Consider the following 22,033-nt stretch of genomic DNA (forward strand, 5'->3'; position numbering starts at 1 on the left):
GAGGATTAGTAGAAATCTTGGACGACATCAGTTCCACGTTATTTAGGAACTAAGAACCATATCGGCAATGGCCAATGGACGCACTGAATCCAGATAGAAATCTTCCGCCTTCCAATACCTTGACCGAAATTTCTCAATGTCTTGTCTTACGGTTGCTGATTCACGCTCGAAACGTTTATCCCTCGGGCAATCCAAATATACAATGAAGTCGAAGAACTCTCGCCACTCTTGACGCTGGAGAAATATCCCTTCAATAATAACAATGCAGTCAGTGGGTATGGTCACAGTCCTTGTTTCTAACTCATCCAGATGGGAATTGTAGAACGGAAGGATTATTTCACGTGCATGATGTAGCTTTGCGAATAAGTGCTGACGCAAAAATTCAACATCCCATTGTACGTTGTAATACTCATACCATTGTTCAAAGCCAGTGTCATATCTTTTCTTGCGTTCTACAATGTGATCGTCAATGTGAAAGATGCAAGCAGGTTTTTGGCATTGAATCAGCCTTTGCCTCAATTCCTCTACAAGGGTGGTCTTTCCAGAACGACTTAGCCCATCAATCCCAAGCACGAATCGGTTGTTAACGTAGTGGTTTAGAATGACTTCCATCACCTTGTCGGAATTGTGCATTGACCTCTCCCCTTACAGACAATGCAAATAGCCCTCAGATATTCAACTGTTATATCGCTGGCTCGTTTTTACATATCCCACAGGATGGCTCGTTTGGCTTCGTACTCTCGGCCTCCAAAAGGATAAAACGCTGTGAAAACATGAATACCAAGCAATTTGGCGATTTTAGGCAGTATCGTCGGCGAGAGCGATATTTGCCATTGCGTATGACCATCTTACTGCCACAATGGACACATGTGAGTCCTGAACTGGACCGACTGCCTCGGACTTCCTCAATAACCTTGACTACTGTTCCAGGTAAAGTATATCTTTAATCGCCTTAAACAGGGCGAGTTTTCACTTTGCCTCAGTTCATAAAAGTTTTCGTAAAGATTTTTCCACCCCAATGAAATCGCTCTTTGGACGTATGTTCTAACTATAAAATATAAATAATATATACAAAAAACTAAAAAATGCAGCGCTCGAACACTCTGCATTTCCCATATTTACAAAGTTAGGTTTTACATGGTTGTATCGTTGTTGCCCTCATTAGCGCAATCGCATGCCAGAGGTAACTGTTGTGTGCAATTCCATTTATAGTTCTGCCAGTACTTTTTCGAGCTGGTTGGCTATCCTTTGCCACCCATACAATGCTCCATTGAATGCTTGCTCTGCTTTGAACCCGGTTTGTTCGAGATGCACATGATTCGTTCCATCGTCCGCCTGTTGAAAGTCCAGGTGACCGTCGTTTTTTCTCCCCCGCTTACCCATGTGTAAGATAACCGATGAGGCTCGTCCACTTCGATCACTTCACAATCTATAATGCCATCCCACAATGGGGTCGGTTCGGCCCGAAACTGAAATTTATGACCAACAACTGGTTTGAAATCATTTGCATAAAGCCATTTCGCAAGCGTGTTTGAATCTGTAAAGGCGGCCCATACTTTCTCGATTGGACTCTTAAATTCAAAGTGAAGTGACACGTCTTTCCCCATGTGTTGTTCCTCCTGCAACAAGCGATTTAAGGCGACCATTTTGTTGGTCCAGAATTTCTCGTAATACGATACCCAATCTTGAATCTGCCTCAATGGAGCGGGATTTAGCCTATAGCGTGTTTTCCTTCCGACTTTCCGATCTATAACCAGGTCAGCATCTTTCAGGACCGCCAGGTGTTTGGCAACCGCTGTACGACCCATTGGAAACTGCAATGTCAACTCGTGAAGGGGTAGTTCTTCCGCGTCTGCCAAGAGACGAATGAGTTTGCGTCGGTTTGGATCTGCAACGGCATGATAAACATCGTGTATTTGACGTGCCCCGGACAAAGTACCTCCTCCTATGGAAGAGACCCATTCCGCTCGTTTGTGATTCACCAAGGACTCGTAATCACGTTACCGCCGGCTCTCGCAAGGCGGCGAAATCACGAGGGCCTATAAAAACTTTTTCTCTATCTCTGCGAAAAAGGCCGCACAAAGACGTTCGAAGTCTGCCGCAGTGAGCTTAAAGGGATCACCAATGCGGAGCTTCAAAACGGACTGCTCCGGGATGTACTTGATCACATTGTTGCCACGCAGAATTCCATTGTTATCATCAAGGAGTCAGCCAGCATTTCGACTTCATTGAGTGGATTCCCATCCTTGCCAGCGACCATTCTGAGTCTGAAGTAACGGTCGAGCACAAGAACCATGTTGTTGAAGAAGAGCGATTCAAAGTCTTCAAGGGCAGAGTCGACCTTTTGGTCCGTGGCCACCCTGGCAAGGAGCTTCTGGTACGCCGCGAGTTGTTGCTCAATCGCAGACTTACACTTCCTGAGTGTAGTTCTTACGACCAAGCATCGTATACGTCCTTTCCACAGAGATATGGGGGAAGGTGTGGTGTTAGATAAAATCTTGCCCACCTTTTTATCACCCAACACGACACCCGTCGGAAGTAATAATAGGACACCAAACGGTGTCCTGTCAAGTCAAACCAAACAAAGTAGGGAAAATGTTAAGCCACCTGGACAATCCATGCCCTGTCAGAGAAATCAGTGACACTCAACAGTAACTATCCATAAAACGAAACATGGACCAGAACTCTGGCCCATGTCATCTTGCTATGAACCTGCAAATCCGTGGTGGAGGCGACGGGAGTCGAACCCGCGTCCGAAGACCTCGCCACATGAACTTCTACGGGTGTAGTACGTCTATTGGGGGGTCCTCAGCCGGCGCGGACGCACACGCACCGTGCTGAGCAAGCTCGCTTCGTCTCACCGCCGATACGCGAGCACACCGGCGGCCAGCCCGTTAGAGTGACGTCGCCGCGTGCGCACGGGCGGCGCACATCGGGACGGCCTGACTGGGATTAGGCAGCCAGGGCGAGGTTGTTGTTTGCGGTAAAGCGATTAGCTTTGCCAGTTACATTTAGACCCGCGTTGTTAACGTGGCCGCAGCCCCACGACCCGCCGTTCATGCTCGAACAGCCCCCGTCGAATCCAAAACGCCCCCGTGTGAGCGCTCGGCTGGCTCGAGCGGAACCAAGCGTGGCAACAACCTCATTCCTTATCATACACAAAACTGCCGCTTACGTACACCCCGATTTGCTGCCAGGATTGGCAAGACGCCGGAGCCCTGAATGTTCAAGCGGCGCATTCGCATCTCGCATGTCTGCGCCCCGCCAGGGCGCCAATTCCATCCGCAAACTCACCTAAAAACTCGCCCCGCCGATCGCAGACAACCGGGCCCGTGCCACTACGCGCGCCGGTTTCGCTCGCGCAGCGCCCGTTGGATGGCCCTGTCGGCGTCGCGCTTGCGCATCGCTTCCCGCTTGTCATGGAGCTTCTTGCCCTTGGCGAGTCCGAGTTCAACCTTGCAAAACCCGTTGCGCAGATACAGCTTCGTCGGTACCAACGTGTACCCCTGTTCTCGCACAGCGCCAATCAGTTTGCTGATCTCCTGCCGCCGCAGCAGCAGTTTGCGGGTGCGCAGAGGCTCGTGATTGAACCGGTTGCCCTGCTCATATGGGCTCACGTGCATGTTGTGGAGAAACACTTCACCGTCTTCGATGCGCGCGTAGGCGTCGCGCAGGCTGACAGATCCGCGACGGATGGATTTGATCTCGGTGCCGGTCAGCACGATGCCCGCCTCATACGTTTCCTCGATGAAGTAGTCATGATAGGCTTTCCGGTTTTGCGCCAGGATGCGGCGCTCTTCGTCCTTGGCCATCGTTTCACCTCAAGACGCGCTGCAGGCTGGCCACCGTGCCCATCGCCACCACAGGATGCGCAAACCGACGAGCAAGCGTTCTGACGGCTCACGTCTGGCTTACAGCACCACACACAGCGCACCCTGAATCGTAACATGACCGCGGACGGGACTCAAGCCCACGATGCGCCACCAAGCGGCGCCTGACGTCAACGCCCACGCTTGCCGCGTTTCGATTTGCGCCGACGAACGCCCCGCGACTTTGCGAGACCACCGCCGCCGACCTTTGCCGAGCGGACCCGTCCATCCGCCGGCACGGCCAACAAGGTCCGCTTGTTTTGACTTCCGCCCCCGCTCTGTGCGGACGCATCCCCACCCCGCTCACGCGCCTTGCGCCGGGATCCACGCCTGGCCCCGTACAAAGGTCGATCCGTTCGTCCACGGACGCCACCCGCCCGGCGGTCCCGGTCCCGACCACCGGCCAGTTGCGCGCGCTGCTGGATACGGCGACGCCGTTCTTTGGGCGAAAGGTCCTCATCGTACTCGATGGTGTGTACGCCCTTGTCTGTGACCATCGTCGCCTCACGCCGATGCGACACCAACTCAAAGTCAATCGACAGGTTCTCCTTGCTCGCAGCCGCGACGCGGACCACGACCGGATCGCCCAGGCGGAAGACTCGCCGCGTCCGCTCGCCAACGAGAGCCATCAGCTTCTCATAATGGATGTAGTAATCGTCCATCAGGTAGCTGATGTGAATCAAGCCCTCGGCCCCGTTGTCCAAATGGACGAACAACCCAAACGGCGTCACGCCGCTGATGACGCCGTTGAACTCCTCGCCGATGTGGTCGAGCATGTACTCGACCGTCTTCAGTTGATCCACCTCACGCTCAGCGTCCTGGGCGATCCGCTCGCACTCGCTCGACTGGCGCGCCGCATCGGCGACGAATTCCTCCAATTGGGAAATTCGCTCGTCCGACAACCGCCCGCCAGCCTCCAGCACCTCGCGGATGATGCGGTGAATGACCAGGTCCGGATAACGGCGGATGGGCGAGGTGAAGTGGGTGTAATACTTGGCGGCCAACCCGAAGTGGCCGACGCACTCGGGCGCGTAACGGGCCTGGCGGAGCGAGCGCAGCATCAGTTTGGAGATGACCGCCTCCTCCCGCGTTCCCTCTATCTCCCGCAAAATGGCCTGAAGGGCGCGCGGGTGGACGCGGTTGCCGACACCCTTGACATGGTACCCGAAATTATGGATGAACTGGTTGAATTCCATCAGCTTCTGCGGGTCCGGATCTTCGTGAATACGATAGATGAACGGAATGCCCAGCCAGTAAAAATGTTCGGCGATGGTTTCGTTGGCGGCCAGCATGAACTCTTCAATCAGCCGCTCGGCGACAGATCGCTCACGCGGGGTGAGCGCCAACGGCCGGCCCAGGTCGTCCACCTCGACCTTGATCTCGTCGAAGTCAAAATCGATGGCTCCCCGGGCCATCCGCCGCTCGCGCAAACTCGCCGCCAGAGTCTCCATCTCCTCGAACATCGGCACCAGGGAGCGGTAGAGCGCACGCGCTTCCGGATCGTGATCCACCAAGATGCGGTTGACGTTGCGATACGTCATCCGCTCCGTGGTGCGAATCACGCTCGGAAAGATGTCATAGGCGACACGCTCGCCCTGCGGCGTGAATTCCATCTGGCAGGACAAGGTCAAGCGGTCGACGTGCGGGTTTAGGGAGCAGATGTTGTTGGACAGTCGCGGCGGCAGCATGGGAATGACGCGGTCCACCAGGTACACGCTGGTGCCACGCCGGTACGCTTCCTTGTCCAAGCGGCTGCCCTCGCGCACATACCAGCCGACATCCGCGATGTGCACCCCGAGCAGGAAGTTGCCGTTCGGCAGCCGCTTCACCTGCACCGCATCGTCCAGGTCCTTGGCGTCCTCGCCGTCGATGGTGACAATGGTCTCGTCACGCAGGTCGCGCCGTCCCTGCAAATCCTCTTCCGAGATATCCATCGGGATGGCTTCAGCCGCCCGCAGGACCGCCTCCGGGAACGCCTCAGCCAAGCCGTACTTGCGCACCACAGCGAGGATGTCCACACCAGGCGCGTCCGGATACCCCAACACCTCAATGACCCGTCCCTCCGGTCCACGCGTGGCTGTGGGATAGGAGGTGATTTCCACAACGACGACGTGGCCGTCGTGCGCGTCCATCATGTCGCCCTGGGCGATGAAGATGTCCTGCGGAAACCGCTTGTCCAGCGGCGTGACAAAGGCGTGGTCGCGATAGCGGGTAAAGTGGCCGACCACGCGGTGGTGGGCCCGTTTGACAATGCGGACCACTTCTCCTTCGCGGCGCGGGCCCTGGGCCGACTTGTCGATGCGGACCAAAACCAAATCCCCGCTCATGGCCCCATTCAGGTCGCCGGCAGCGATGTAGACATCCGGCTCCCCTTCCCGATCCGGAATGAGAAAGCCAAACCCGCGCGCCTTCATCTGAATGTGTCCGCGCACCAGGTTCATGCGCTCCGGTATGCCGTAGCGAAGGGTGCGAGTGCGCACCACCTCTCCCTGTTCTTCCATATCGGCGAGCAACTGGAGGAACCGCGCCTCATCGTCTTCATTGTCGAGTCCAAACGCCTCCACCAACTCTTGCGCAATCAGCGGCCGGTAGGCGTCGTGCTGCATGTAGTCGATGATGTCCTGGCGGTTCACCACAGCCGGTTGTCGCCTCCTCTGGTGTGAATCGGGGAAAGTCCCGTGGATGCTGCGTTAGGATATAGATTCAGTATGACCACAAGCCCGTCGGGGTACACCATGCCCAGGTTCCAGCCGTCATGAGCTGAGCGCGGGATGTGAATGCAACGAGTCTCCAGGCAGCGACGACAAAAAAGCCAGCACCAGCTGATTGACCGCCTCAGCGTCATCCATCAGCAGCAAGTGCCCGGCTCCTTGTACATAATGCAGTTCCTTGTAAACGGACGCGGCCGTGTCGTAGATGTACTTGGCGCTGCGAGGGTCCGCCAATTCGTCCCGCTCACCGTGAATGACGCAAAGAGGGCAGGCCAATCCCGGCAAAACCCGCTTTGTCATCTGAACCACACGCCGCAGCTGCCGCGCTGTCTTCAGCGGGATGCCGCCCAATTTGTCCAGCCGCCCGCGCAGAGCCTCCTGCGCTGCTCCGGTGCGCGGCCAATTGACCTTGATGGCCAGCGCAATCTGCTGAAACAGCGGATTGGCCCCCGCATAATCCAGCAGCGGCGCCAGCATGACCACACTGGCCACCCGGTATTGCTCCGCAATCAGAGCCGACAGCAGGGCGCCCAACGAGAACCCAAGCAGGTGAACCCGCCGGCCCTGCTTCTGCGCCGCCTCGACGACCGGAATGATTTTGCTGATCCATCCCGTCACTGTAGTCTGTCCAGGTTCCCGGCGGTGCTGCCCTGGCCCGTCCGCGTCGCCGCCCCACAAAGGCGGAACCACAACCTCGTAGCCGTGAGCTGTCAGCGCGTCGCCCAGCGGGTTCAGTTCTTCCGGAAACCCGGCCAAGCCGTGAATCAGGACACAGACTTCCTCCGGCATAGGACTTCCCCCCACAGACAAGTCCAGGCCCATGAAAGATGCCGCCCTCGCGGGCGGCACCACAGATAGCATCACACCGAGTGATGGAAGGTGAAGGCGATAAACAGCGTTGCCAGGAAGAACAGGATGGCTATCACCACGGTCAGCTTGGCCAGAAACGAATCCAGCCCTTTCGCCTTCCGATTGACAACCTGGTCAGGTCCGCCTGTGATGACTCCAGACAGCCCTGCGCTGCGCCCCGATTGCAGCAGAATGACGGCAATCAGGAGCACACACAGAACGACCAGCAGGATTTTCGCCGCAGTCAGCACCATGTCACCCCCACTGCGCCCCCCGAAGACCAGCGCGCACGACCCGTATGTGCATTCAGTCTATCACGAATGGCTGGCGCCGACAAACGCCGCCTTGCCGATGAAACGCGCCGCGGATCCCAGGGACTCCTCAATGCGCAGCAGTTGGTTGTACTTCGCGACGCGGTCTGTGCGGCTTGGTGCACCGGTCTTAATCTGACCCGCGTTGGTCGCCACCGCGATGTCGGCAATGGTGACATCCTCCGTCTCTCCGGAGCGGTGCGAAATGATGGCGCTGTACCCCGCCTTGCGCGCCATCTCCACGCACTCGAACGTCTCGGTCAAACTGCCGATTTGATTGACCTTGACCAGAATCGAGTTTGCCACGTTCATGTCTATGCCGCGCGCGAGCCGTTTAGTATTGGTCACGAACAAATCGTCACCGACCAACTGCACCTTGTTACCCAGTGTCCGCGTCAGGTTTACCCAGCCGTCCCAGTCGTCCTCTGCCAACCCGTCTTCAATGGAAAGAATCGGATAGCGCGCCAGGAGGCCTTCATAGTACTGGATCAACTCGTCGGCGGTGCGCGTCACGCCTTCGCCAGCAAAGTGGTAGGCGCCGTCCTTGAACAACTCGGTCGAGGCGATGTCGAGCGCGATGGAGACGTGCTCACCCGGTTTATAACCCGCCCGTTCGATAGCCTCGACAATCAGTTGAATGGCCTCTTCGTTTGTCCTTACATTGGGCGCAAAGCCGCCTTCGTCACCCACGGTTGTCGCCATGCCCTTGGCCGCCAACACCGACTTGAGGTTGTGAAACACCTCCGTGCCCATGCGCAGAGCCTCTCGGAACGTGTCGGCCCCATGCGGCACCACCATGAACTCCTGAATGTCCACTGTGTTGTCGGCGTGCTTGCCGCCGTTGAGTATGTTCATCATCGGTGTGGGCAATACGTGCGCGTGGAACCCGCCGAGGTAGCGATACAAGGGCACGTCCAGCTCCGCGGCCGCCGCCTTGGCGACGGCTATGGAAACGGCCAAAATCGCGTTGGCTCCCAGTTTCCCCTTGTTCTCGGTGCCATCGAGCTGGAGCAGCAAAGCGTCGATATCAATCTGCTCCGTGGCCTCTTCCCCAATGAGTTCTGGGCCAATCACTTCATTGACGTTGGCAACAGCCTTTTGCACGCCTTTGCCCAGGAAGCGCGACTTGTCCCCATCGCGCAGTTCCACCGCCTCATGCGCACCTGTGGAAGCACCGGAAGGCACGATGGCACGGCCTTTGGCACCGCTCTCCAGCTCGACTTCCACCTCAACCGTAGGATTCCCGCGCGAGTCCAGCACTTCGCGGGCCTGGATGTCAAAGATCTCCGACATGAACACTCATCCTTTCCAAACAGAATATGTAACCGAATCGCCGTCAGGCGCCGTCCGACGCCAGGGACGGCGGACGCCTCCAGCGCCTCACGCCTGCTTGCGAACCAACAGGCTGTGGCCGGTCATTTCCCTTGGCGTCGGCACGCCGATGAGATCGAGCAGCGTCGGCGCCAAATCGGCCAGGCCGCCCGGGTGAATCTCGTAGTCATTCGACGTCACGACCAGGGGCACCAATTCCAGGGTATGCGTCGTGCAGGGCTGGCCCGTGTGCGGATCGACCATAATGTCAGCATTGCCGTGGTCGGCCGTGACCAGCGCCACCCCACCTTGACTCGCGAGAGCGTCAAGCACCCGGCCCAGACACTCATCCACCGCTTCAATCGCCCGGATGGCCGCCTCCAGATTTCCGGTGTGGCCGACCATGTCGGGATTCGCGAAGTTGAGGATGACGACGTCGATGTCGCCGGAACGGATGCGCTCCACAGCCGCGTCCGCCACTTCGTAGGCGCTCATCTCCGGCTTCAAATCGTAAGTCGCGACCTTCGGCGACGGAACCAGGATGCGCTCCTCACCGGGGAAGGGCGCCTCCCGCCCGCCGGACATGAAGAACGTCACATGCGGGTACTTCTCCGTCTCCGCGATGCGCAGTTGGGTCAAGCCAGCCCGAGACAGCACCTCGCCCAGCGTGTTGTCCAAGTCGACCGGGGCGAAGGCCACCACGCCGCCCACCGTCTCGCTGAACTTGGTCATGCAGACATAGTGGACGTGCGGAAACTGGGGACCACGGTCAAATTCACGAAAATCCTCGTTGGTGAACACGCGCGAGATCTGAATCGCCCGGTCAGGACGAAAGTTGAACATGATGACGGCGTCACCATCGACAATGCGCCCAATGGGCTGACCCTGATGGTCGACGAGTACGGTCGGCTCGATGAACTCGTCGGTCACTCCCTGCTCGTAACTGGCGCGAATGGCCTGCACAGGGTCTTGCGCGCGCTTGCCCTCGCCATACACCATCGCCCGGTACGCCCGCTCCGTCCGGTCCCAGCGATTGTCCCTGTCCATGCCGTAGTAGCGGCCGGAGATGGTGGCCACTTGACCGACACCCTGTTCCTTGACAACCTCGAGCACCCGCTGCATGTAATCGACACCCGATGTGGGCGGTACATCGCGGCCGTCCATGAAGGCGTGCACGTAGACGCGCTGCACGTGGTTGTCAGCCGCCAGGCGAATGAGCGCCAACAGGTGGTCCAAATGGCTGTGCACGCCCCCTTCCGACACCAGTCCCATCAAATGCAGGCTGCTGCCGCGGGACTGCACGTGCCGGATAGCGCCCAGCAAAGCCTCGTTTTGCGCGAACGCGCCGGAGGCAATAGCCATATTGATGCGCGTCAGGTCCTGATACAGGATGCGCCCGGCGCCGATGGTCGTGTGCCCGACTTCCGAGTTGCCAAACTGGTCGTCCGGCAGTCCGACCGCTTCCTCGCTGGCCTTCAAGGTCGTGTGCGGGTGAGTGCGCCACAGCTTGTCGAACACCGGCTTGTTGGCCAGCGCCACCGCGTTGGCCTCCCGCTCGCGCCTCCATCCAAAACCGTCCAGGATGATGAGGGCTGCCGGCCCGCGTCCGTTCGGTCTGGGCTTGCGGGCAAAGCCTGGGTCTATCTTCGTCCACTGGGTTTTACGCTCCCCGTCAGCCATTTTGTCCACCCCCTACGCCTGGCTGGGCAAGCGCCTCCGCCATTTGTGCAAACGATTCCGCGTCCAAACTGGCTCCGCCGACCAGCGCCCCATCAATGTCCGGTTGGGCGACGAAGGCGCCGATGTTGGCCGGCTTCACGCTGCCGCCGTACAAGATGCGGACAGCCCCTGCTGCGTCGCTGCCAAATGCGTCCGCCACCTCGGCGCGAATCGCCTGGATGACCGCTTGCGCCTCTGCGGGTGTCGGGGTCTTGCCACTGCCAATCGCCCACACCGGCTCGTAGGCCACCACGGCCGCAGCCACGGCCTGTGCGGTGAGAAGGGAGAGTCCCTTGCGCACCTGCCCTCGCACCACCGCTTCGGTCCGCCCCGCTTCACGCTCGCTCAGGTCCTCGCCGACACAGAGCACAGGAATCATGCCGCTGTCCGAGACCGCCTGGACCTTGCGGGCTGCCCACTCGTCGCTCTCGCCGAAAATCTGCCGCCGTTCCGAGTGCCCAACCAGCACGTAACGGGTCTTTAACTCGCTTAGCATCGCCGGTGAAATCTCGCCGGTGAACGCTCCCTGCGCCTCAAAATACACGTTTTGCGCACCCACGGCCACTTTCGTCGGCAGCATGACCGGCAGGATGTGCAGCGCCGTAAACGGAGCGCAAACCACGTAGTCCACGTGCTCGGGCAGGCGCTGGCTGCGCTGGCCCAGCGCCTCCGCAAAGGAGCGCGCCTCGGCCACCGTCTTGTGCATTTTCCAGTTTCCCATCAACAGCTTGCGTCTGCTCACGTATCGTCCCCCGCTCTCCATTGCCAGAGCTGTTGGCGCGGCTTGTTCCCATCGCCGCGCCGCCGCAGCGACTTACACCTTGTCTGACAGCGCGGCCACGCCCGGCAGCGTCTTGCCCTCGAGAAATTCCAGCGATGCCCCGCCGCCTGTGGACACGTGCGTCAACTTCCCTGCCAATCCTGTCTCTTCCACAGCCGCCACTGAGTCACCGCCGCCGATGATAGTCACCCCGTCGACCTCGGCCATCGCCTCGGCGATACCCTTGGTCCCAACCGCAAAGGCCGGCATTTCAAACACGCCCATGGGTCCGTTCCAGATGACCGTGTGCGCCGCCCGGACGGTCTTCTGATACTCGGTCAGAGTCTCGGGTCCAATGTCCAGCGCCAGCCCTTTCTCTGGCATGGCATCAACCGAATAGACCCGGTGCGGCGCATCCGCCGCAAACCGTTCGGCGACCACCACGTCTGTCGGCAGCAGGAGCTTCCGGCCGTCCGCCTTCGCCTTGTCCAGCAGGGCGCGCGCGGTGTCAATCGCGCTCTCCTCGACCAGCGATTCGGCCAGTTGACGGCCCTGAGCCTTCAGAAAGGTGTTGGCCATGCCGCCGCCGATGAGCAGCGCGTCCACCTTGCCGAGCAGGTTCTCTATCACGCCAATCTTGTCCGAAATCTTGGCGCCGCCAATCACAGCCACAAACGGGCGCGCAGGATTCGCCAGGGCATCGCCCATGATACGGATTTCCCGCTCCAACAAAAGACCCGCCACGGCGGTCAGCTGCCGCGCCACTCCGGCCGTGGATGCGTGCGCCCGATGGGCCGTACCGAAAGCGTCGTTGACAAACACGTCGCCCAAGCGAGCCAACGCAGCCGCAAAGTCCGCGTCGTTTTTCTCCTCCTGCGCATGAAAGCGCAGGTTCTCAAGAAGCAGGACCTGCCCGGGCCGCAGGTTCTCGGCCGCCGCCTGGGCGATAGGCCCGACGCAATCCTCGACAAACGAGACCGACCAATTTGGCCTCAACCGACGCAGGTGTTCGGCCACCGGCGCCAAGGTGTACGCCGGATTGGGCTTTCCTTTCGGACGGCCCAAGTGGCTCATCAGCACCACAGCCGCTCCCTGCCCGAGCAGGTACTCAATTGTCGGCAGGGCGGCGCGGATACGCGTGTCGTCAGCCACCTTGCCGTCCTTCATCGGCACGTTGAAATCCACCCGAACCAAGGCCCGCTTGCCTTGCCAGTCCACATCGTTGACGGTCATCTTGGCCATCAGCGGCTCACCATCCCCCTACACACTGCAAAGGGGAGAATGGAACATCCTCCCCCATCCGATGGTTATTGTAGCAAACGCGCCCTTGTTAGTGGACGCTGCTGGGCATCTTGCTGGCGATATAAGCCGCCAGATCCACAACGCGGTTGGAGTAGCCCCACTCGTTGTCATACCAAGCCACCACTTTGACCATGTTGTCGATGACCATGGTGGAGAGGGCGTCGACAATCGACGAATGGGAGTCCCCGTTGAAATCCTTCGAGACCAACGGCTCTTCGGTGTAGTCAAGAATGCCCTGCAGAGAGCCCGCGGCCGCTTCACGCAGCGCCTGGTTGACCGCCTCCACGCTCACCGGCTGCGACACCTCGGCGGTCAGGTCCACGACCGACACGTTCGGGGTGGGCACACGCATCGCCATGCCGTTCAAACGCCCTTGCAGGTGCGGCAACACCAGGCCGACTGCCTTGGCAGCGCCGGTCGAGGTCGGGATGATAGACAGCGCCGCCGCACGCGCCCTGCGCAGGTCCTTGTGCGGCAGGTCGAGGATCTGCTGGTCGTTCGTGTAGGAGTGGACGGTGGTCATCAGACCCTTGACAATCTTGAACCTCTCATCAATCACCTTGGCCACAGGCGCCAGGCAATTGGTCGTACAGGACGCATTGGAGATGACGTGATGCTTTTCCGGATCATAGACATCGTGGTTGACGCCCATGACGATGGTCACGTCCTCGTTCTTGGCCGGTGCGGAGATGATGACCTTCTTCGCGCCGCCGCTGGTGATGTGCGCCTGCGCGGCGTTTTTGTCGGTGAAGCGGCCGGTCGACTCAATCACCAACTCGACACCCAGCTTGGCCCACGGGAGGTTGGCCGGATCGCGTTCGGCGAGCACGGAGATGCGACGGCCGCTGACCACCAAGGCGTCCCCGTCCGCCTGTACGTCCGCATCAAGACGGCCGTGCACCGAATCGTACTTGAGGAGCATGGCCAGGGTCTTCGCGTCGGTCAGGTCATTGATGGCGACAATCTCCAGATCCTCGCGGCCGAGCGCGGCCCGAAACACGTTGCGGCCAATTCGGCCAAAACCATTGATACCAACTTTAATGGTCATCTTCCATCCCTCCGTGGATGTTTTCGACGATTCTCTTGGCGGCGCCCTCGTCTGTAATCAGGGTGTCAATTCGGTACGCCTTGGCCGCAGCCGCAATCGCCGCGGCCTTGCTGGCGCCACCCGCGACCGCGATGATGGTCCGCATCTGGTCCAGGTCGGAAAGCCGCAGGCCGACCGTCGTCATGGTGTAGACGATCCGTCCGTCGGCGTCAAAATAGTACCCAAACGCTTCCGCGACGGCTCCCCGTTCAGCGAGGAGCGCCAGCTCTGCTTCCGACATCTGGCGGCGAACGGCCATCGTGACCGCATCGCCAATCCCGTGCGCCACCACCGTGGCGCTCTGCACCTCGCGCAGACGTTCCTGAATCTGCGGCTCCTCCACCAGGTGGGCGAACGTCTCTTGGCTGAGCCTGTCAGGCACATGCAGCATGATCGATTCGCCGCCAAGGCGCACGGCCAGTTCGGCAGCGATCGTGTTCGCCTGCATCGAAACGTTCTCTCCCAAGCCCCCGCGCGCCGGCACCACCTTGACCGCCAACGGTGCCGCCAAGCGCGGCATCCGCCGCGCCAGGGCCGCCATCGTCGTGCCGCCGGTGACAGCCAACACATCCCCCGCCTTCAGGCAGCGGCGAACGGCTTGTGCTGCCTCATGTCCGATGACGTCCTTCACCCATTCATCCCCATCGCTGTCCCCAGCCACGACAACCACATTGGCAATGTTTAAACTTCGCGAAAGCCGCATTGCCAATTCACTGCGGCCGTCGAAGGAGGCCAGAGCCAGCTCAAGGGAGGGCAGCACCTGCATGGCTTCTCCGGTTAAGGTCATACCCCCGCCTCCGACGACGACCAGACCCTGCGCCCGCAGTGCGTCCACCTCCGCCCGCAGCACGCGCTCCGTCGTCCCCAGTTCGGCGGCCAACGCCCGCCTGCCGATAGGCTGCAACAGCTGCAGGCGCTGCAGAATGCGCACCCGCTGCCGCAACACTTCCATCAGCTCCGGCACAACCCGTTGCACCAGGGACAAATCGACCGCGGTTACGGGGTGACTCACGTGGACGCACCTCCCTTCTGACCACGCCTTTGGTGGCGCAGGACCATCGCCGGAAGCTATCGGGACAAATTTTGTCCCTATGGTACAAATTTCGTCCCGAAGGCGCCAAGAACAACCTGTCTCTTTCATTCTAGACACTCAGCGTGGCGGTTGCAACTGGGCATCCGCCCAATCTTCGCCCGGACGTACGGGCCGCCCTTCGCAGGCGATCCCGCCCGCACTGCTCTACGCCAAGCGACGGCGCTTGTTGGAACTGGGAATCGCCATCTGTTCGCGGTACTTGGCCACCGTTCGCCGCGAGACATGTATACCTGCCGCTTTCAGGCGCTCGCAAATGGCCTGGTCGGAAAGTGGCTGGCGCGGGTCTTCCTGGGCCACCCAATCCCGCATCAGCTGTTTCACCGCCTGCGCGGACACGCCCTCGTGGTCAGACGTCAATTCACCCGCAAAGAACGATTTCAGTTCCCAGATGCCGTGCGGAGTCTGCATATACTTCCCGCGCGTCGCGCGACTGACCGTCGATTCATGCACCCCCACTTGGTCCGCAACCTCGCGCAGCGTCAATGGTTGCAGCCGCGCCGGCCCATGCTGGAAGAACGGCTGCTGCGCCGCGACGATGGCCTCCGCCACGCGCTGCAGGGTCTGCCGGCGCTGCTCCAAGCAGCGCAACAACCATTCCACCGACTGCTGCTTCTGGCGCAGAAATTCGGCCGTACGGCTGTCGGGCGGGGATTGCAACAGGCGTAGATAGTGACGGTTCCAGCGCAGTCTCGGGTACGCCGACTCACGGGGCAGAACCAAATACCCACCGTCCCATGGACGAACTTCCAACTCCGGCACCACGTATACGGGCCGCTCTCCAGCGTAATGCCATCCGGGCCGCGGGTTCAACCGGCGCAGCGCGTCCACCGCGGCCTGCACACGGTCCTTCGGCTCCCCAAGCGCCTGACAGAGCCGCTGCCAACGTCCGGCCGCCACGTCGTCCAGGTGCCGTTCTATCAATTGGCGCACCAGCGGCCGCAGCGAGGCGGGCACAGCCGCCACCTGCAGGAGCAGACACTCCTGGAGATTGCGCGCCCCAATGCCGGGCGGATCGCAACTTTGTAAAAGGGCCACCGCGTCGTCCAGCCATCGCGATTCCTCGGCCAAAGCTTCGGCAGGCGGCAGATCGCCCAGGAATCCGCTGTCATCGAGGTACCCAAGCAACCGTCGAGCCAGACGGATGACCGGAGCCGGTGCGCCCGAGGTGCGCAGCTGCAGGTCCAGCTGGTCATACAGGCTCAACTCCCCGGCGGGTTCACGCCTCCACCTCTCATCCGCATCGTTCTCTATCACCGGCCCGCGGCTGCCCCCCGCCAGCCACTGGGCCAGCGAGGTGCGGGTAAACGGGGGAGGCTCGTATTCCACCAGGGGATTGTCGAGCGCCATCGTGGCCAGCAGGGAGTCCAACTCGGCGGTCGTACACTGCAACAGCTCGATGGCCTGCCGCATCTGCGTGGTCATGACCAACTTTTGCGTCTGTTCCTGGATAAGTTCAAACTGCATCCCGATCTCACCTGCCGGTGTCCCCTTGTTTCAATTGGCCGCTGCATTTGTCTTTGTGGATTCGCCGCAAAGTGCGAATTTCCTGCCACTATCAAGGTATGCACGGCTTTTGCCCGCTTGACAGCGCAACAAACAAGCCGGTGACGAATACACATATCTACATCATGGGCAGCGAGGTGATTGTCGTGAGGATTGGCGTCATCGGCACCGGAGTGATTGGCGGCATGCTGGCGCGGGCGTTTGGGCGCCTGCCGGAGGAACAGGTCATCATTTTTAACCGATCCGTTGCCAAGGCGGAGGCCATCCGACGGGAATGCAGCCGCGTCCGTATCGCGCACTCGCTGCCGGACCTCGTCACCGCCTGCGACCTGGTGCTGTTGTGCACCCGGCCCAGCGATGCAAAGGAGGTGATGGCCGACATCGGCCCCGCTCTGCGGTCAAACCAGACCCTGGTGACCACCATCAGCCAGATCCCGATAGCCCTCTGGGAGCAACAAACCGCAGCCCGGGTGGCGACGGTCATCCCCAGCATCACCCAGACTGTACAAAGCGGCGTCGTACTCATCTGCTATGGCTCCCGGTTTGACGGCTTTCAGGAGCGGTTTGAGACGATATTCGGCCGCATCGCCACACCGTTTGTGGTCGAGGAGCGCCAGCTGCGGCTCAGTTCCGACCTGGCCAGCTGCGGTCCCGCCTTCCTGGCCCACATTCTGAGCCAGTGGTCGGTGGCCGCCGCGCGCATGGGCGACCTAAGCCAGGCGGAATGCGAATACATTCTCAGCCGCATGCTCATAGGTGTCAGCGACCTGTTGAAAAACGGGTTCACGCTGTCGGAGATCATCCGCCAAGTGGCCATTCCGGGTGGCATCACCGAGGCCGGCATCGAGAGCCTCGGCGCTGATCTGCAGGGACTCTTCGTGCGCCTGCACCGTGCGACCAACGGCGGTCACCCACCCACCGCGACAGCGGCTGGAACCAAGGCACGGGAACCGGATGTGTTTTCCTCACCGTACATCAACGGCGCAAATTGACAACTTTTGTCGAATGGCCAATTCCCTATCAGAATCGTCTTGTCCTTCTTGAGGAAAAGACCGATAATATTTGTAGACATATTGGAACGGGTAGGTGACACATTTGGACCAGGCGTCTGTGCTTCCTCAGCAGGTTAGCGCGCAGGCCCACGCCGACGCGGCGGGTGACCTATCTGGGGATGCCGGATCGCTCGTCTATGAAGGACGTGGAAGAAAGGTGCGGCCCAACATGCGAGTGTTCAATGGCACAGTGGACAAGCGACGCTCTGTCGATGTGGAGCTTGGTAACCGCATTCATCAACACCTAACTTGGGTACGTGCTGCGCGCGAACACTTTGAACCGGTCCTGAAGCGACTGGACCGGCCGGATGTCACGGTGTTGGTTACGTGCCCAGACGGGTATCTGCTGGACATTGTCGGCGACATCCAGCAGGTTTCCCAGCCGCTCCGGGACAGTCTGAGAGTGGGCGCCAACCTGCTGCAGTGGACAAGCCCGCACCCTGCGTTGACGCGCGCTCTCGCCAGCGGCTGCTGCTCGACGGTGGAGGACCAACAAGGCCATTACGGACTGGCGCGCTATGTGGCGGCTGGAGGAGTGCGGCCGCGCGGCCGTGATCGCGTGGTGGGCGCCTTTGTGATTCAAACCGACAGCTGTGGCTTGGTCAGCCCCATCCTCTCCGTTCTGGCGGAATCGGCCACCGTCGCCCTGGTGAACTGGTGGACGATGGAAGAACAACGCCAGGACCTGATGCGCCTGCACCTCGGACTCGTCAGCCAAATGGAGTATCACCTTGTCTTCATGGACGAGTCGGGCGGACTGATGGATGAGCGTCACCCGATTCCGGTGAACGACCAGACCCGTCAGCGGATGCTGGACCTGACCCGCAACGAGGAAGGGCAAATCCAGGAGTTGGCGATAGGTGACAGGATCTACATCGTGGATGTGCGCACCTTGACCGATCCAACCGGGCAAGTGCGCCGCAAACTGGGGTTGTTCCGCGACATCACGCAATCGAAGCAGTGGCAGGGGCAAGTCCGCGACATTGAGAAGATGTCGCTTTTGACCTCGATGGCGGCGGGGATTGCCCATGAGATCCGCAACCCGCTGACCTCGGCGCGCGGGTTTCTGCAGCTCATCACCGAGCACCTGACGTCCGAGCAGGACCGGCGGTTCATCGACCTGACGCTGGGAGAACTCGACCGCATCAACCTGCTGGTCAAAGACTTCATGTCCCTGGCCCGACCGCAGGATATACAGTTCACCCGGATCAACCTGAACGACGTGCTGTCCGGATTGGCGCGGTTTGTACAGCCGGAATCGGCGTTGCGCGGGGTGAGCTTTGAAACGGAGATTCTGCCGGAACCTGTTTTTGTTGAAGCCGACGCCAACCAATTGAAACAGGTGCTGCTCAACATCATCCAAAACGCCCTGCAGGCATGCACCCCGCGTGACCTGGTGCGCGTTTCGTTGACCGCTGAACGGGACGAAGTCTGCATTCGCGTTCAGGACACCGGATGCGGGATGAGCCCACAGCAACTGGAGCACGTGTTTCAACCGTTTTTTACGACCAAGGAGGCGGGAACCGGACTGGGGTTGGCCATCAGCAAGCAGATCATCGAAGAGCACCAAGGCAGCATCAGCGTGGAGAGCGTTGTCAACGAAGGGACCACCGTCTCTATACGGCTCCGCCGCGCTCAGCCTGAGGCGTCAACCGCTTAGTCCGCTTAGTCCGCCCACCGACGCCGCCCCGTCGTCGCCGGACGCCTGCAGACCACGTTCCCACACGTCCGCCGCGCCTTGCTCTGCCCCGGTCGGCCGAAACCCGCACACCGCGAAGAAGTTGCGGGCCCGCAGGTTGGTACGCGCCACTTCCACCAGGACACGCTCAAAGCCAGCAAGTGACAGAAACTGAAGCAGCTCCTGCATGGCCATCCTGCCGATGTGCCGGCGGCGCCACTGGCTCTCCACATAGAACAGCCGAAGCAAGGCCAGGGAATGAGAAGACTCCACGGCGCAGGCGCCCACCCGCTCTGCGCCGGCGAGGAACAAGAAGGTGTAAGTCTGCGGCGAGTCCAGCCACGACTGCACGTCAATCTGCCCGATGCTTCGGGCAGTCGCGCCGGGGCGCCCGTGTTCAAGCGCCGCCACCTCGGTCGCAGCGGCCCGCGCCATGGTCTCCAACCATTCCTTGTCAGCCGCGCGAACACGCGTAAGCCGCACAGAGTGGGGGGATTCGGCCACCACCACGCTCTGCTCCGGCGCAACAGGCCGACGGGAAGACAGCGGCGCTCGACGCGCATCGGCGGCCCGGCGCGCCATCGCCAACGTCCGGCCCACATAGTCAAAGACCAAAAACAGGCTGAACACGCCCCCGTACATCGTGGCCGCCCAGTCCCACAGCGGAACGGGCTGTCCACGCATGGAAGCGGCTATGCACACCACAACCCCGAGGACAGCGCAAGCCACCGAAAGGATAGCCACCCACCTGCGCAGCGTGTTCGGCATGAATCCCCCGTCCTTCCGACAAGATGGATGCGTCCACAACGGCGGCCCCGTGTGCGATCCCGTGGCGTTAGTTCGTCAACAACCCTTCCAATTCATCCACGCGCCGGCTGAACAGTTCCAGGGTCGAGCGCACCGGCTCTGGCGATTCCATATCGACCCCCGCCTTGCGCAACAACGGAATGGGGTGGTCCGAACCGCCGCTCTTGAGAAACTCGATATAGCGGCTGACCGCCTCCCCGCCTTCGTTCAGGATCTTCTGGGCCAATGCGGTGGCTGCCGAAAGACCCGTGGCGTACTTATACACGTAAAACGGCGTATAGAAGTGGGGAATGCGCGACCACTCCAAGGCGATATCCTTGTCGACTACGCAGACCGCGCCAAAAAACTGCTCGTTGAGCCGATAATACGTGTCGCACAGCCATTCTGGAGTCAACGCTTCGCCCGCCTCGACGTGTTCGTGGGTCAACTTTTCAAACTCGGCGAACATAGTCTGCCGAAACAACGTACCCCGGATGGTCTCCAGCTGATGATTCAACAGGTAGGCCCGTTGTTTGACATCGTCCGTTTGCGCCAGCAGGTGGTGCAGAAGCAGATTTTCGTTCAGAGTCGACGCCACCTCGGCGACGAAGATGGTGTAACTCGAATAGACATACGGCTGGGCGCTATGCGAATAATGCGTGTGCATGGCGTGGCCGAGTTCGTGCGCCAGCGTGAACATGTTGTCCAGGGTATCGCGGTAGTTGAGCAGGATGAACGGGTGCACGCCGTATGCTCCCCAGGAGTAAGCGCCGCTGGTCTTACCGCGGGTTTCGTAGACGTCGACCCAGCCGCCCTTCACCCCGTTTTCCGCCGTCCGCCGGTAGTCGCTCCCTAGCACCGACACCGCTTCAAGCACGGTTTCCACCGCCTCTTCGTACGGCACTTTCATGTCCACTTCGGCGACGATGGGGGTGTATAAATCATACAGGTGCAACTCGTTCAGTCCGAGCACCCTTTTGCGCAGGGACAGATATTTGTGCAGGGCCGGCAGCGCTTCGTGCACAGCCTCAATCAGGTTGTCGTAAACCGAGACGGGGACGTCGTCCGCGAACAACGCCATCTCGCGGGCTGACGGATAGCGGCGCACGCGCGCGTAAAACACATCCTTCTTTACGCTGGCCCCGTAGATGGCAGCCAGGGTATTGCGGTGTTTGCCGTACGTCTCGTACATGGCCCGAAAAGCGCCTTCCCGGACCTCCCGATTCCGGCTCTCCAGGAACTGCAGGTAGCGGCCGTGCGTCAGCTCAACCTCCTGCCCGTCGTCGTCGCGGACTTTCGGGAAACGAATGTCCGCGTTGTTAAACATGGTAAAGATCTGGCTGGGCGCGTCGCCGACCTCGCCCATCGCGGCCAGAATTTGTTCCTCCTCACCAGAGAGCACGTGCGGCTTTTCGCGCAGGATTTCCTCAATGACGAAACGGTACAGGCCCAGCTCCGCCTCCGCATCCACCCACTGCCGCAGCGTCCCCTCGTCCATCGCCAGAACCTCGGGGACAAAATACGACCTGGCCTCTTCGGTCTCCACCCACAGCGCTGTCGCCTTGTCGGTGAGCGCCTGATACGTGGCGTTGGCGTTGTCCTCGTCCCGGCGCATGCGGGCAAACGCGTACAGACGCGCCAAGCGCTCGCCAATCTGGTCCTGCAGCCGCAACGCCTCCAGCAGCTTATGTGGCGATTCGGTTACCGTCCCCTTCATGCCCCGCAGTTGCGAGGTCATCTGGCGCACCTGCTCCGCTTCCTTCTCCCAGGCCTGCAAGGACGGGTACATATCCTCCAGGTGCCATTTATACTGCTCATCAATCTCATCGCGAGTCGGCACGTCCACAGCCGGCGCGCCGGCGGCGTCGGCCGCCAAGGGGTGCAGAATCTGCGCCTGGTCCACTGCAAAACCTCCTGTCGTTTTCATGTGTAAGGCGCGAGCAGATGCGAACCTCCACTCGCGTATGCACAGCCAGGTCTGAGTACACCAACCATTGTACTT

General features: G+C 60.2%; 16 protein-coding genes, 1 other RNA gene and 3 pseudogenes. 2 read left to right on the plus strand and 18 right to left on the minus strand.

From position 1 onward, the window contains the following. Positions 1-42: 42 nt before the first annotated feature. The 16 genes and pseudogenes from AK2_RS06225 to rpoN all read right to left on the minus strand — a co-directional run bounded on the left by AK2_RS06225 (position 43) and on the right by rpoN (position 16,476). Positions 43-633, minus strand: a complete 591-nt coding sequence (locus AK2_RS06225; protein WP_067932519.1) for a kinase — start codon at positions 631-633, stop codon at positions 43-45. Between the two features lie 163 nt (positions 634-796). Next, positions 797-1,019: pseudogene (locus AK2_RS17405) on the minus strand (IS1595 family transposase); the annotation flags it as partial. A gap of 187 nt (positions 1,020-1,206) precedes the next feature. Further along, positions 1,207-1,607, minus strand: a pseudogene (locus tag AK2_RS17410) (SRPBCC family protein). A 141-nt stretch (positions 1,608-1,748) separates the two neighbouring features. Continuing rightward, a pseudogene (locus tag AK2_RS17750) lies at positions 1,749-1,982 on the minus strand (ArsR family transcriptional regulator); the annotation flags it as partial. Positions 1,983-2,723: 741 nt separating this feature from the next. Continuing rightward, positions 2,724-3,095: a transfer-messenger RNA gene (gene ssrA, locus AK2_RS06240) on the minus strand. Between the two features lie 243 nt (positions 3,096-3,338). Next, on the minus strand, positions 3,339-3,812 hold the full coding sequence (gene smpB, locus AK2_RS06245; protein WP_067929134.1) for an SsrA-binding protein SmpB: 474 nt from the start codon (positions 3,810-3,812) through the stop codon (positions 3,339-3,341). Positions 3,813-4,000: 188 nt separating this feature from the next. After that, positions 4,001-6,505, minus strand: a complete 2,505-nt coding sequence (rnr, locus tag AK2_RS06250) for a ribonuclease R (protein WP_067932520.1) — start codon at positions 6,503-6,505, stop codon at positions 4,001-4,003. A 117-nt stretch (positions 6,506-6,622) separates the two neighbouring features. After that, entirely contained in the window at positions 6,623-7,369 is a 747-nt protein-coding gene (locus tag AK2_RS06255; protein ID WP_067932522.1) for an alpha/beta hydrolase, read from the minus strand. A 71-nt stretch (positions 7,370-7,440) separates the two neighbouring features. Next, positions 7,441-7,683 (minus strand): preprotein translocase subunit SecG, encoded by a 243-nt coding sequence (gene secG / locus AK2_RS06260; protein WP_439645084.1) that lies wholly within the window; start codon positions 7,681-7,683, stop codon positions 7,441-7,443. A 60-nt stretch (positions 7,684-7,743) separates the two neighbouring features. Beyond that, positions 7,744-9,033 carry a phosphopyruvate hydratase gene (eno, locus tag AK2_RS06265; protein ID WP_067932524.1) on the minus strand — a complete coding sequence of 430 codons (1,290 nt, stop codon included), beginning with the start codon at positions 9,031-9,033 and terminating at the stop codon, positions 7,744-7,746. A gap of 87 nt (positions 9,034-9,120) precedes the next feature. Next, positions 9,121-10,731, minus strand: a complete 1,611-nt coding sequence (gene gpmI, locus AK2_RS06270; protein ID WP_083520911.1) for a 2,3-bisphosphoglycerate-independent phosphoglycerate mutase — start codon at positions 10,729-10,731, stop codon at positions 9,121-9,123. Beyond that, positions 10,724-11,512, minus strand: a complete 789-nt coding sequence (tpiA, locus tag AK2_RS06275) for a triose-phosphate isomerase (RefSeq protein ID WP_067932527.1) — start codon at positions 11,510-11,512, stop codon at positions 10,724-10,726. Before tpiA ends, gpmI begins: the two co-directional genes overlap by 8 nt. A gap of 72 nt (positions 11,513-11,584) precedes the next feature. After that, positions 11,585-12,772 (minus strand): phosphoglycerate kinase, encoded by a 1,188-nt coding sequence (locus AK2_RS06280; protein ID WP_067932529.1) that lies wholly within the window; start codon positions 12,770-12,772, stop codon positions 11,585-11,587. A gap of 88 nt (positions 12,773-12,860) precedes the next feature. Then, complete coding sequence (gene gap, locus AK2_RS06285; RefSeq protein WP_067932531.1) at positions 12,861-13,880, minus strand: type I glyceraldehyde-3-phosphate dehydrogenase; 1,020 nt, start codon at positions 13,878-13,880, stop codon at positions 12,861-12,863. Beyond that, positions 13,870-14,931 carry a sugar-binding transcriptional regulator gene (locus AK2_RS06290; protein ID WP_245632797.1) on the minus strand — a complete coding sequence of 354 codons (1,062 nt, stop codon included), beginning with the start codon at positions 14,929-14,931 and terminating at the stop codon, positions 13,870-13,872. The genes gap and AK2_RS06290 overlap by 11 nt, the downstream gene beginning before the upstream one ends. 225 nt (positions 14,932-15,156) lie before the next feature. Further along, complete coding sequence (gene rpoN / locus AK2_RS06295) at positions 15,157-16,476, minus strand: RNA polymerase factor sigma-54 (protein ID WP_067932533.1); 1,320 nt, start codon at positions 16,474-16,476, stop codon at positions 15,157-15,159. A gap of 71 nt (positions 16,477-16,547) precedes the next feature. Between rpoN and AK2_RS06300 the strand changes: the two genes are divergently transcribed. Both AK2_RS06300 and AK2_RS06305 read left to right on the plus strand, forming a co-directional pair. Continuing rightward, a complete protein-coding gene (locus AK2_RS06300; protein WP_067932535.1) occupies positions 16,548-17,507 on the plus strand; it encodes a pyrroline-5-carboxylate reductase dimerization domain-containing protein in 960 nt (319 codons plus the stop codon). A gap of 103 nt (positions 17,508-17,610) precedes the next feature. After that, complete coding sequence (locus AK2_RS06305) at positions 17,611-19,227, plus strand: ATP-binding protein (protein WP_067932536.1); 1,617 nt, start codon at positions 17,611-17,613, stop codon at positions 19,225-19,227. Here the strand turns inward: AK2_RS06305 and AK2_RS06310 are convergent. Together AK2_RS06310 and pepF are read right to left on the minus strand one after the other, a co-directional pair. Beyond that, positions 19,216-20,013 carry a GNAT family N-acetyltransferase gene (locus AK2_RS06310; protein ID WP_067932538.1) on the minus strand — a complete coding sequence of 266 codons (798 nt, stop codon included), beginning with the start codon at positions 20,011-20,013 and terminating at the stop codon, positions 19,216-19,218. The genes AK2_RS06305 and AK2_RS06310 overlap by 12 nt on opposite strands. Before the next feature lie 67 nt (positions 20,014-20,080). Then, complete coding sequence (gene pepF / locus AK2_RS06315; protein ID WP_369406121.1) at positions 20,081-21,934, minus strand: oligoendopeptidase F; 1,854 nt, start codon at positions 21,932-21,934, stop codon at positions 20,081-20,083. Positions 21,935-22,033 lie beyond the last annotated feature (99 nt).

The organism is Alicyclobacillus kakegawensis NBRC 103104, from assembly GCF_001552655.1.
Taxonomy (GTDB): domain Bacteria; phylum Bacillota; class Bacilli; order Alicyclobacillales; family Alicyclobacillaceae; genus Alicyclobacillus_G; species Alicyclobacillus_G kakegawensis.